Genomic DNA, 12358 nt, shown 5'->3' with positions numbered 1-12358 from the left:
GCATGGTGGCGATGGAGGACACCTCGCGCCCCTCGGCACCCGCCCCGCCGGGCGTCCGGCTCGGCCGGGTGTTGGGCATCCCGGTGCACGTGTCGATGTCCTGGCTGATCCTGGCCGTGTTGATCACGTTGTTCTACAGCAGGGTCGTGCAGTCCAATCTGCCCGGTCTGTCCACCGCCGGCGCCTACGCGGTCGGGTTCGGGTTCGTCGTCTGCCTGATGATCTCGGTGTTCCTGCACGAGCTGGGGCACGCCCTGGTGTCGCGCCGCTCGGGCATCGGGGTGCGGGCGATCAGCCTGGAGATGCTCGGCGGGTTCACCGAGATGGAGCGCGAATCGCCGACCCCGCGGATCGAGCTCGCGGTCTCGCTGATCGGCCCGGCCGTCTCCGCCGTGCTCGGTCTGCTGAGCTGGGGGCTGCTGCTGGTGCTGCCGGCCGGCACGGTGGCGCACGAGCTGGCGTTCCAGCTGACCGCGAGCAACCTGATCGTGGCGGTGTTCAACGTGCTGCCGGGCCTGCCGTTGGACGGCGGCCGGGCGCTGCGCGCGGTGATCTGGGCGGCGAGCTCCAACCGCTACCTCGGTACCCGGGTGGCCGGTTACGTCGGCCGGGGTGTTGCGGTCGCGACGATCCTCGGCTCGGTCTACAGCTACGCGCACTGGTACGTCGGGTTCACCGGGTTCTACATCGTCGCGGTCGGCGCGATGATCGGGATGTTCCTGTGGTTCGGCGCCGGCCAGGCGATCCGCGGCGGCCGGCTCGCGGCGCGGTTCGAGCTGGTGCACGCCGGCCGGCTGGCGCGCCCGGCGCTGCAGGTGCCGGCCGGCATGCCGCTGGCCGAGGTGACCCGCCGGGTGGTCGAGACCGGCGCCGGCGCCGCGGTCGTGCTCGACGGCGGCGGCAACCCGGTCGGGCTGGTCAACGAGCACGCCGCCGCGGCCGTCCCGGCCGAGCGCGCGCCGTGGGTGGCGGTGGACACCGTGGCCGCGACGCTGCGGCCCGAACTGGTGCTGTCGGCCGACCTGGCCCGCGAGGACGTGATCCGGGCCGTCCAGGCGACGCCGGCCAGCGAGTATCTGGTGGTGGACGGCCCGCCCGGCCAGCAGCCGGCGGCGGCACATATCGTCGGTGTGCTCACGGCCGACGACCTGGCCAACCTGCTGGACCCGAAGAGGACGATCCGTTGACCCTGCCCGCCACCCCGACCGATCCGACCGCAGTACCGTCCGGAGCCCGCCGCGGGCCCTTCGGCGTCGGTGACCGGGTCCAGCTCACCGACCCGAAGGGTCGGATGCACACCCTCGAACTGGTCGCCGGCAAGGTGTTCCACACCCACCGCGGCGGGGTCGAACACGACGACCTGATCGGCCGCCCGGACGGGTCGGTGGTCACCTCCTCCGGCGGCACCCCCTACCTCGCGCTGCGACCGCTGCTGAGCGACTACGTGCTGTCCATGCCGCGCGGCGCGCAGGTGATCTACCCGAAGGACTCCGCGCAGATCGTCGCGCAGGGCGACATCTTCCCCGGTGCGCACGTGCTGGAGGCCGGCGCCGGCTCCGGCGCGCTGACCTGCTCGCTGCTGCGGGCGGTCGGCCCCACCGGCCGGGTCCGGTCGTACGAGCAGCGGCCCGAGTTCGCCGAGGTGGCCCGGCGCAACGTGGAACGGTTCTTCGGCGGCGAGCACCCGGCCTGGGAGCTGACCGTCGGCGACGTCGCCGACGCCACCGACACCGACCTCGACCGGATCGTGCTGGACATGCTCACGCCGTGGGAGATGCTGCCCATGGTCAAGCGCGGGCTGCTGCCCGGCGGGGTGCTCGTCGGCTACGTGGCGACCACCCCGCAGCTGTCCGAGCTGGTGGAGGCGCTGCGCGCGGACGGCGGGTTCACCGAGCCGCACGCCTGGGAGTCGATGATCCGCGACTGGCACGCCGAGGGGCTCGCGGTGCGACCCGAACACCGGATGATCGCGCACACCGCGTTCCTGGTGACCACCCGCCGGTTGGCCGACGGGGTGGTGGCGCCGGCCCGCCGACGCAAACCCAGCAAGGGCGCCGAGGCGTACGCGGCGCGCCGCCGCGCGACCGAGGCGACCAGCTGAAACAACCGGTACGGTAGGTCGCCCCGGCCGGTACCGGCACGGCCCGTCGCCACCCGTACGCGGTGGTCTCGTGGCCGCCGTCCGGTCCCACCGCGGGCGTCGGGCGGCGCTGTGGTCATGATCTCCACATCGACCCGACGGCGTTGAGACGAGCCCGAACCGGGCATCACCGGTTAGGGTTTAGGAGGAAACCTCGAGCCAGGGGAGGTGGAGACGTGGCACGCAGCGAAGACGCGGAGAGCCGCGCCGCGCGCTGGGAAAAGGAGGCCCACGACCTCTCCACGCAGGTCGCGTTCCTGCAGGAGGAGCTGGCCCTCGTCCGCCGCCGGCTGACCGAGAGCCCACGACAGGTCCGTTTGTTGGAGGAGCGCCTGGCCGCCGCGCAGGCCCAGGTGCAACGACTCGGTGACCAGAACGAACGGCTGGTCTCGACGCTCAAGGACGCCCGCGAGCAGATCGTCACCCTCAAGGAAGAGATCGACCGGTTGGCCCAGCCGCCCAGCGGCTACGGCGTCTTCCTCGGTCGCTACGACGACGGCACCGTCGACGTGTTCACCGGCGGGCGCAAGCTGCGCGTCGCGGTGTCCCCGGCGGTGCCGCTCGAGGACCTCCAGCGCGGTCAGGAGGTGCTGCTCAACGACGCGCTCAACGTGGTCGAGAGTCTCGGCTTCGAGCGTGCCGGCGACATCGTCATGATCAAGGACCTGTTGGAGGGCCCGGAGGGCCGTTCCGACCGTGCCCTGGTCGTCTCGCATGCCGACGAGGAGCGCGTGGTGCACCTCGCCGACACGCTGATCGGTGCGCCGCTGCGGGCCGGCGACGCCCTGCTGATCGACTCCCGCAGCTCGTACGCCTTCGAGCGGATCCCGCGCAGCGAGGTCGAAGAGCTGGTGCTGGAGGAAGTTCCCGACATCAACTACACCGACATCGGCGGGCTGGACTCGCAGATCGAGCAGATCCGCGACGCGGTGGAGCTGCCGTTCCTGCACGCCGACCTGTTCCTGGAGCACCAGCTGCGGCCACCGAAGGGCGTGCTGCTCTACGGCCCGCCCGGCTGCGGCAAGACCCTGATCGCCAAGGCGGTCGCCAACTCGCTGGCCAAGCAGGTCCAGGAGCATCGCGAGGGGGAGCGGGCGCGCAGCTTCTTCCTCAACATCAAGGGCCCGGAGCTGCTCAACAAGTACGTGGGCGAGACCGAGCGGCACATCCGGCTGATCTTCCAGCGCGCCCGGGAGAAGGCCGGCGAGGGTGTCCCGGTGATCGTGTTCTTCGACGAGATGGACTCGATCTTCCGCACCCGCGGCTCGGGGGTGTCCTCCGACGTGGAGAACACGATCGTGCCGCAGCTGCTGTCCGAGATCGACGGGGTCGAGGGCCTGGAGAACGTCATCGTCATCGGCGCCTCCAACCGGGAAGACATGATCGACCCGGCGATCCTGCGGCCCGGCCGGCTCGACGTGAAGATCAAGATCGAGCGGCCGGACGCCGAGTCGGCCAAGGACATCTTCGCCAAATACCTGACGACCGAGCTGCCGCTGCATCCCGACGACCTGGCCGAGCACGGCGACTCCCGGCAGGCCTGCATCGCCGCGATGGTGCAGGCCGCGGTCGAGCGGATGTACACCGAAAGCGAGGAGAACCGCTTCCTGGAGGTCACCTACGCCAACGGCGACAAGGAGGTCCTCTACTTCAAGGACTTCAACTCCGGCGCCATGATCGAGAACATCGTGGGCCGGGCCAAGAAGATGGCGATCAAGGACTTCCTCAGCACCGGTACCAAGGGTCTCCGGCTCACCCACCTGCTCGACGCCACCGTCGACGAGTTCCAGGAGAACGAAGACCTGCCCAACACCACCAACCCGGACGATTGGGCGCGCATCTCCGGCAAGAAGGGCGAGCGGATCGTCTACATCCGCACCCTGGTGTCCGGCAAGAGCGCCGAGTCCGGCCGATCCATCGACACCGTCAGCAACACCGGTCAGTACCTCTGACCAGCACCGACGACCGACCCGCGCGCCGGGGCGACCAGCATGGTCGCCCCGGCGCGCTTTTCTGTGTCACGGTTTCCACACGCTTGCCAACGCCATGCCCCCTCCGGCCGTCTTCTCTGTGGAGGCACAGGACACCCTGTGTAACCCCCCTCCATCAGGTTGACCCAGGAGGGGTGCAATGCGCGGTCAGGTCGTCGACAGCACGGTGGTCCCACCCGAGCCGGCGCCGGCGCCGAGCCGGCCACGCACCCCGCTGGTACGCCGGGCCGGGTTCTGGCTCGTGGTCGTCGCCGCCGCCTACCCCGCCGCCATGCTCGTCCTCGTCGCCCCGCACCTGCCGCTCGGCGCGGACGAGTCGCTCTACGCCAGCCAGGTCAGCCCCCGGGTACCGGCACTCGCCTGGACCGCCGCCCGCGCCCCCGGCATCACCTACCTGATCGCGCCGATCGTTCAGCTCACCGGTTCGGTCACCGCGCTGCGCTCGTACCTCGCGGTGCTGGCCGGCGTGGCGCTGGCCGCCGGGTACTGGCCCTGGCTGCGGGCGCTGCGCCGTCCCGCCGTCGTACCGGTCGCCGCCCTGCTGTTCGCCGGACTGTGGACCGCGCTGCTCTACGGGGCCGAGGACCTGCCCAACAGCTGGGTCGCGTTCGCCGCCGTCGCCGCCACCGGCTGGTTCGTCCGGTACGGCCAGCGCACCGCCCGGCTCGCCCCGCTCGGCGTCGCCGTCCCGCTCGCCGTGATCGCCCTGCTACGCCCCTCCGACGCCGGCTGGGTGGCGCTGCCACTGCTCGCCACGATCGCGCTCGTACGCCGCTGGCGCCGGCCCAGCCTCGCGCTCGCCGTCGTCGGCGGCTGCCTCGCCGGCGCGGCCGACTGGATCGTCGAGGCGTACCTGCGCTTCGGCGGCCTCGCCGCGCGGCTGCACGAGGCCAGCAGGCAACAGGGCGGCATCGGCTTCCACCCACTCGGCCTGCTCTACCAGCTGCGCGCGCTCAACGGTCCACTGCTGTGCCGGCCGTGCAGCCTGCACCACCTGACCGCGGCCCACGCCTGGCCGCTCCGCGCCTGGTGGCTCGCCCTCCCGGTACTCGTGGTCGCGGCCCTGGTCGTCGCCCGCCGGCAGCGCCAGCTCGCCGCCATCGCGCCGGCGGCCGCGGTCGCCACCGGCATCGGAATCTGCTACCTCGGCACCGTCGACTACGCCGCGCCGCGCTTCCTGCTCCCGGCCTACGCACTCGCCGCGCTGCCGGTCGCGAGCCTGCTAGTCGCGGTGCCGGCGGCGCTGGCCCGACGCCGAGCGGTGCTCGCGGTGCTGCCCCGGGGCCGAGCGGTGCTCGCGGTGCTGCCGGCGGCGCGGGACCAGCGTGCGCGGCGAGCGGTGCTCGTCGCGCTGGTCCTGCTGCTCGCCCTGCACGAGACGGCCCAGCTGGCGAGCCTGCGCCGGATCGTGCACCGCCCCGACCCCACCGCGGCGGCCGCCGCGGAACTGCGACGACTCGGCGTCCGGCGGCCCTGCGTGCTGGCCGGGCCGCGCCGCACCCAGCTCGCCTACCGGCTCGGCTGTACCACTAGCCCACCCGCCGGCCTGCCCGCCCTCGCCGGCCGGCGGCAGGCGGTCCTGCTCACCTGGCACCGCGACGACCACCGGGCCGGCCCCGGATGGCGCCGCCACCCGATGCCCCGGCCGCACGGCGTCGCACCCTGGTACGCCTTCCTCGCGCCGGCACCGGGGCGGCGACCACCCGGTACCGATGCCCGCCACCCGGCGTGACCGGGCGACATTGGGGCTAGGCTCGATACGAGCACGTCCGATCCGGACACCGCGGACCGGACGCGCGGCGGCCCGGCGAGCAGCTTCGCCGGTACCCTTCGTCCTCACCGGCCCAGAGGGGCCGGGCACACGCGAGCCGATTCAGGAAGAACCGAGTCACGCGAGCAGGGAGCGGGCATGAGCAGCCGACGGGTCATGGGCACCGAGGTCGAGTACGGCATCTCCGTGCCCGGCCGGCCCGGCGCCAACCCGATGGTCACCTCCTCGGCCATCGTCAACGCCTACGGCGCCCGCCCCGAGCTCGACCGCGGTGGTCGCGCCCGGTGGGACTACGAGGAGGAGTCGCCGCTGCGCGACGCCCGCGGCTTCAGCTACTCCGGCGCGCTGTACGACCCGGCCGAGGCGCTCGCGGACGAGGACCTCGGCCTCGCCAACGTCATCCTCACCAACGGCGCCCGGCTCTACGTCGACCACGCGCACCCCGAGTACTCCGCGCCGGAGTGCACCAACGCCCGCGACGTGGCGCTGTGGGACAAGGCCGGCGAGCTGGTGATGGCCGAGGCGGCCCGCCGCGCCTCCGCCATCCCGGGCGCCCAGCCGATCAACCTGTACAAGAACAACACCGACAACAAGGGCGCCAGCTACGGCACCCACGAGAACTACCTGATGCGCCGCGACACCCCGTTCGCCGACATCGTGGCGCACCTGACCCCGTTCTTCGTCACCCGGCAGGTGTTCACCGGCGCCGGCCGGGTCGGCCTCGGCCAGGACGGCTCCGGCACCGGCTTCCAGCTCTCCCAGCGGGCCGACTTCTTCGAGGTCGAGGTCGGGCTGGAGACCACGCTCAAGCGCCCCATCATCAACACCCGGGACGAGCCGCACGCCGACGCCGACAAGTACCGCCGGCTGCACGTGATCATCGGCGACGCCAACCTGTCCGAGATCGCCACCTACCTCAAGGTCGGCACCACCGCACTGGTGCTCGCCATGATCGAGGCGAAGGCGCTGCCCGGTGACCTCGGTATCGCCGACCCGGTCACCGAGTTGAAGAACGTCAGCCACGATCCCTCGCTGACCCACCGGATCCGGATGCGCGACGGCCGCGAGCTGACCGCGCTGGAGATCCAGCGCGGCTACCTGGAGCACGCCCGCGCGTTCTGCGCCCAGCAGTACGGCGACGAGCTCGACGAGATCACCGCCGACGTACTGGACCGCTGGGACGAGGTGCTGCGCAAACTCGCCGAGGACCCCAACACGCTCGCCGACCAGCTCGACTGGGTGGCGAAGTTGCGGCTGCTCAACGGCTACCGGCAGCGCGAGCAGCTCGACTGGTCCTCGCCGAAGCTCGCCCTGGTCGACCTGCAGTACTCCGACGTACGGCCGGGCAAGGGGCTCTACCACCGGCTGGTCGCGCGCGGCGCGATGCGGCGGCTGTTCACCGACGACGAGGTGGTCCGGGCGGTCGGTGAGCCGCCGACCGACACCCGGGCGTTCTTCCGCGGCCGCTGCCTGAAGAACTACCCGGCGGAGGTCGTCGCGGCCAGCTGGGACTCGGTCATCTTCGACGTCGGCCGCGAGTCGCTGGTGCGGGTACCGATGATGGAGCCGCTGCGCGGCACGAAGCGGCACGTCGGTGAGCTGTTCGACCGCTGCGTCAGCGCGAAGGACCTGCTCGCCGAGCTGACCGCCGACTGAGCCGGGCGGGGCGCTGCGCTGTCCCGGCCGGGTGCGTTCGAGGCACCCGGCCGCATCCCTCTGGCGTGAAGTCCGTTTTGCCACCGGGATTCGGCTGCCCGGCGAGGTAGATTTTGATCGACGGCACCGGTCCGGTCGGCTCGACCGGACCGGGGTGCGTCTACGGGTTCGTCAGCGAGGGGAGCATCCGATGGCGACGCGAGACAGCGGCGGGCAGTCCCAGTCCCACCGCAGCCACACCGAGGAAGACGCAGTCGACGAGGCCCCCGCGGTCGACCCCGAGGTCGCCGAGCGGCAGGAGAAGCTCACCGAGGACGTCGACGACCTCCTCGACGAAATCGACGGCGTCCTCGAAGAGAACGCCGAGGAGTTTGTGAAGGGCTATGTACAAAAAGGGGGAGAATGAGGCATTTGCGGTGATATGTCCGATTCATTGATTGGGGATTTCACCGATGCCTCTGCCGAATGACGACCGTGATGGTCGGCGCCGATGTCGAGACTGTGGCGAGTGGAAACCGCTCGATGAGTTTCACGTCAGCTCCGGGCGTCCGAGTGGTCGCGGTTCCTACTGCAAGCCCTGTTTCAACAAGCGGTCCAACGCCAGCTACGAGCGACGTGGCAGCACGGCGGGCCGAACCGTCCGGCCGCGCGAAGAGCTTCCCGAGGGGACCCGCCGGTGTCCGGACTGTCGCGCCCTCAAGCCGTTGGCCGAGTTCCCGAAGAGTCGGTCCGGCCGCGGGGGTCACGGGCGCTACTGCAAGCCGTGCCACAACGTTCGCGGGCGTGAGTCGAGGATCCGCAATCACGGAAGTACGCGCGAGTATCACCTGCGGCGGCGGTACGGGATCGGGGTCGCGGACTTCGCGCGGATGCTGGCGGAGCAGGGCGGGGTCTGCGCGATCTGTGGGCGGGCCGCGCCGGAGCATGTCGACCACGATCATGTGTCCGGCGGGGTCCGTGGCATTCTGTGCTTCAACTGCAACGGCGGGCTCGGGCACTTCCGAGACGACGTCGAGCACCTGGCCAAGGCGATCAGCTACCTGAGAGGAACCACTCCGTGGGTCGAGATCTCCCCGGGCGTCTACCGGTCGAATTCGCGTACACCGGCGGTCCGTCGTTCGCGGATTATCTGAGGGTCGCGGCACCCGAGCTGCTGCCGGGCCGTCGCCCGCTGCCGCCGTCCGGGGCGCTCGGCGACCTCGCCCCGCACGGTACGACGATCGTCGCGATGACCTACGCCGGCGGTGTGCTGCTGGCCGGCGACCGGCGCGCGACGATGGGCAACCTGATCGCGCAGCGCGACATCCGCAAGGTGTTCCCGGCCGACACGTACTCGGCGATCGCGTTCGCCGGCACCGCCGGCATCGGGCTGGAGCTGATGCGGCTGTTCCGGGTCGAGCTGGAGCACTACGAGAAGATCGAGGGCACCTCGCTGTCGCTGCCGGCGAAGGCGAACCGGCTGGCCGCGATGGTGCGCGACAACCTCGGTGCGGCCATCCAGGGCCTCGCCGTGGTGCCGCTGTTCACCGGGTACGACCCGACGGCGGCGGATCCGGCGACGGCCGGGCGGATCTACTCCTACGACGTCACCGGCGGGCCGTACGAGGAGCGGGACTTCCACGCGGTCGGTTCCGGCTCGCTGTTCGCCAAGTCGGCGCTGAAGAAGCGCTACTCGCGCGACGTGGACGCCGACGGCGCGGTCCGGCTCGCGGTCGAGTCGCTGTACGACGCGGCCGAGGACGACACCGCCACCGGTGGCCCGGACCTGGCCCGCAGCATCTTCCCGATCGTGGCCCTGGTGGACGCGGACGGCTTCCGGGAACTGCCCGAGGAGGACGTGGCCGCGGTGGTGCGCTCGGTGGTGGAGGAGCGGATGCAGCACCCGGGCGGCTGAGCGGGCCGCACCAGACCAGGTAGGACAGTGTTGGAGCCTCAAGCCGCGCACCGGTCGCCGGTGCGCGCACCGATGGGAACCGGAGAGTCTCAGCCGTGACGATGCCGTTCTACGCCTCGCCCGAGCAGCTGATGCGCGACAAGTCCGAGTACGCGCGGAAGGGCATTGCGCGGGGCCGCAGTGTGGTGGTGCTGACCTACGCGGACGGCGTGCTGTTCGTGGCGGAGAACGTCTCCACTGCGCTGCACAAGGTGGCGGAGATCTACGACCGGATCGGCTTCGCCGCGGTCGGTCGTTACAACGAGTTCGAGAACCTGCGCAAGGCCGGCGTGCGCTACGCCGATGTGCAGGGGTACGCGAACAACCGCGCCGACGTGCGCGGCCTGGGCCTGGCGAACGTGTACGCGCAGGCGCTGGGCACGCTGTTCACCGAGCAGCCGAAGCCGTTCGAGGTGGAGGTGTGCGTCGCGGAGGTGGGCGACAGCCCGCAGCGCGACCAGCTGTACCGGTTGACCTACGACGGTTCGGTGGGTGACGAGCCGGGCTACGTGGCGATGGGCGGCCAGGCGGACGCGATCTCGGCGGTGCTGCGCGACCGGCACCGGGAGGACATGACGCTGGCCGAGGCGTTGCGGCTGGCGGTGGACGCGTTGAGTGGCACCGGCGCCGAGCGGCGCGAGCTGACCGCGTCGCAGCTGGAGGTGGCGGTGCTGGACCGGCGTCGCTCGGGCCGCACGTTCCGGCGCATCACCGGGGCGGCGCTGGACGAGTTGGTGGCGCAGGGCACGCCGGCCGAGGCGCCGGCGGACGCGGGTGCGCCCGCGGATGCCGGGGAGCCGGCGGGCGAGTCGGCCGGGGCGGCGGACGCCGAGTCGACCGGCAAGGCGGCCGAGAAGGACACCGGGAAGTCCGACGAGGCGGGCGGCGAGAAGCCCGCGGGTGATGCCGACGACAAGTGAGGGTTCGCCCCGCCGCACCCCGCGGCGGGGCGGCGCGGGCCGGCCACTGTGGACGGTCGGGCGTCGCGGGTCGGGGCGTCCGGCGGCGTCGTGGCGTCCGGCGGCGATCGCGGCATGCCACGCTTTCGGCGCTGCCGGTGGCAAACTCGTCCGGGATCGTGACCGTCCGACGGCAGCGCGGAGGCGGTCGGTGAGGCTAATGTCGGTACATGGATCGGCGCATCTTCGGGATTGAGACCGAATACGGGGTGACGTGCACCTTCCGCGGGCAGCGGCGGCTGTCCCCGGACGAGGTCGCCCGCTATCTGTTCCGCCGCGTGGTGTCGTGGGGGCGCTCGTCCAACGTGTTCCTGCGCAACGGCGCCCGGTTGTACCTCGATGTCGGTTCGCACCCGGAGTATGCGACGCCGGAGTGCGACTCGGTGCAGGACCTGGTCACGCACGACCGGGCCGGTGAGCGGACCCTGGAGGGGCTGCTGATCGACGCGGAGCGGCGGCTGCACGACGAGGGCATCGCCGGGGAGATCTACCTGTTCAAGAACAACACCGACTCCGCCGGCAATTCGTACGGATGCCACGAGAACTACCTGGTGTCCCGGCACGGCGAGTTCGGCCGGCTGGCCGACATCCTGATCCCGTTCCTGGTGACCAGGCAGCTGATCTGCGGCGCGGGCAAGGTGCTGCAGACCCCGCGCGGTGCGGTGTTCTGCCTGTCCCAGCGGGCCGAGCACATCTGGGAGGGCGTCTCCAGCGCGACCACCCGCTCGCGGCCGATCATCAACACCCGGGACGAGCCGCACGCCGACGCCGAGCGGTACCGGCGGCTGCACGTGATCGTGGGCGACTCGAACATGAACGAGGTCACCACGCTGCTCAAGGTCGGTACCGCCGATCTGGTGCTGCGGATGATCGAGGCCGGTGTGGTGATGCGCGACCTGACGTTGGAGAACCCGATCCGGGCGATCCGTGAGGTCAGCCACGACGTGACCGGCCGGCGCACGGTGCGGCTGGCGTCCGGCCGGGAGGCCAGCGCGCTGGACATCCAGCAGGAGTACTACACGAAGGCGGTCGACTTCGTCGCGCAGCGCGGCGGTGACGAGGTGACCAAACGGATCCTGGAGCTGTGGGGCCGGGTGCTCGGCGCGGTGGAGTCGGGCGACCTGACCAGCGTGCGGCGCGAGATCGACTGGGTCAGCAAGCTGGACCTGATCGAGCGGTACCGCAGCAAGCACGATCTGCCGCTGGCGCATCCGCGGGTCGCGCAGCTGGACCTGGCCTACCACGACCTGCGTCGCGGGCGCGGGCTCTACCAGCTGATGGAGCGGCGCGGCGAGGTCGACCGGGTGGCGAGCGACGTGGAGATCTTCGAGGCGAAGGAGACGCCGCCGCATACCACCCGGGCGCGGCTGCGCGGTGAGTTCATCCGGCGGGCGCAGGAGAAGCGGCGCGACTTCACCGTCGACTGGGTGCACCTGAAGCTGAACGACCAGGCGCAGCGCACGGTGCTGTGCAAGGACCCGTTCCGGTCGGTCGACGAGCGGGTCGACAAGCTGATCGCGAGCATGTGACGGGTCGGGAGTGGCGGACGAGGCGACTGTGCAGACGATGAACGACGGCAAGCAGCCGGCCGAGCGGGACGAGCCGCCGAAGGCGTCGGACGAGGACAGCGAGGACGAGATCCCGTCGTTGCGCGACGAGTTGCGCACCGCCGCGCAGTACGGCGTGGCGGGGCGCTGGGCGACCCGGCGCCGGGAGAAGATCCGGGCCGAGATCGAGCGGAACCGGCGCGGCGAGTACAAGGTGCCGACCTGGGTGCTGGGGCTGATCCTGGCCGTCGTGGTGGTCGGCTGGGTGCTGCTGATCGTGCTCTCCTGACACCCGGATCGGTAACGGCCTGGCCGGGGTGACGAAGCTTACCGGACAATTGCCGGGCGGTCGGCTGCGCCG

11 protein-coding genes are annotated in these 12358 nt (G+C 71.4%); all 11 read left to right on the top strand.

Annotated features, from left to right (window positions below):
* Window positions 1–68: 68 nt before the first annotated feature.
* The 11 genes from NUM_RS27220 (at window position 69) to NUM_RS27170 (ending at window position 12286) form a co-directional block, all read left to right on the top strand.
* Window positions 69–1187, top strand: a complete 1119-nt coding sequence (locus NUM_RS27220) for a site-2 protease family protein (protein WP_207127873.1) — start codon at window positions 69–71, stop codon at window positions 1185–1187.
* The gene (locus tag NUM_RS27215) at window positions 1184–2101 is read left to right on the top strand and encodes a tRNA (adenine-N1)-methyltransferase (protein ID WP_370467070.1); all 918 of its coding nucleotides are present in this window, start codon (window positions 1184–1186) and stop codon (window positions 2099–2101) included. Before NUM_RS27220 ends, NUM_RS27215 begins: the two co-directional genes overlap by 4 nt.
* 215 nt (window positions 2102–2316) lie before the next feature.
* Complete coding sequence (gene arc, locus NUM_RS27210; protein WP_207127787.1) at window positions 2317–4092, top strand: proteasome ATPase; 1776 nt, start codon at window positions 2317–2319, stop codon at window positions 4090–4092.
* 178 nt (window positions 4093–4270) lie between these two features.
* Complete coding sequence (locus tag NUM_RS27205) at window positions 4271–5863, top strand: hypothetical protein (RefSeq protein WP_207127786.1); 1593 nt, start codon at window positions 4271–4273, stop codon at window positions 5861–5863.
* A gap of 177 nt (window positions 5864–6040) precedes the next feature.
* Entirely contained in the window at window positions 6041–7558 is a 1518-nt protein-coding gene (gene dop / locus NUM_RS27200) for a depupylase/deamidase Dop (RefSeq protein WP_370467069.1), read from the top strand.
* Window positions 7559–7748: 190 nt separating this feature from the next.
* Window positions 7749–7964, top strand: coding sequence for a ubiquitin-like protein Pup (locus NUM_RS27195; RefSeq protein WP_203962108.1), 216 nt, complete (start codon window positions 7749–7751; stop codon window positions 7962–7964).
* 463 nt (window positions 7965–8427) lie between these two features.
* Window positions 8428–8691 (top strand): endonuclease VII domain-containing protein, encoded by a 264-nt coding sequence (locus tag NUM_RS37760; protein ID WP_263975149.1) that lies wholly within the window; start codon window positions 8428–8430, stop codon window positions 8689–8691.
* A complete protein-coding gene (gene prcB, locus NUM_RS27185) occupies window positions 8616–9452 on the top strand; it encodes a proteasome subunit beta (RefSeq protein ID WP_225918885.1) in 837 nt (278 codons plus the stop codon). Before NUM_RS37760 ends, prcB begins: the two co-directional genes overlap by 76 nt.
* A 95-nt stretch (window positions 9453–9547) precedes the next feature.
* Complete coding sequence (prcA, locus tag NUM_RS27180; RefSeq protein ID WP_207127785.1) at window positions 9548–10411, top strand: proteasome subunit alpha; 864 nt, start codon at window positions 9548–9550, stop codon at window positions 10409–10411.
* Between the two features lie 209 nt (window positions 10412–10620).
* On the top strand, window positions 10621–11979 hold the full coding sequence (gene pafA, locus NUM_RS27175; RefSeq protein ID WP_207127784.1) for a Pup--protein ligase: 1359 nt from the start codon (window positions 10621–10623) through the stop codon (window positions 11977–11979).
* Window positions 11980–12016: 37 nt separating this feature from the next.
* Window positions 12017–12286, top strand: coding sequence for a hypothetical protein (locus tag NUM_RS27170; RefSeq protein WP_207127883.1), 270 nt, complete (start codon window positions 12017–12019; stop codon window positions 12284–12286).
* Window positions 12287–12358: the final 72 nt, after the last annotated feature.

The sequence above is a fragment of the Actinocatenispora comari genome, from assembly GCF_017312725.1.
In the GTDB taxonomy this organism is placed as follows: domain Bacteria; phylum Actinomycetota; class Actinomycetes; order Mycobacteriales; family Micromonosporaceae; genus Actinocatenispora; species Actinocatenispora comari.
Note: the sequence above shows the minus strand (reverse complement) of the source record. Positions and strands in the feature narration are given on the sequence as shown.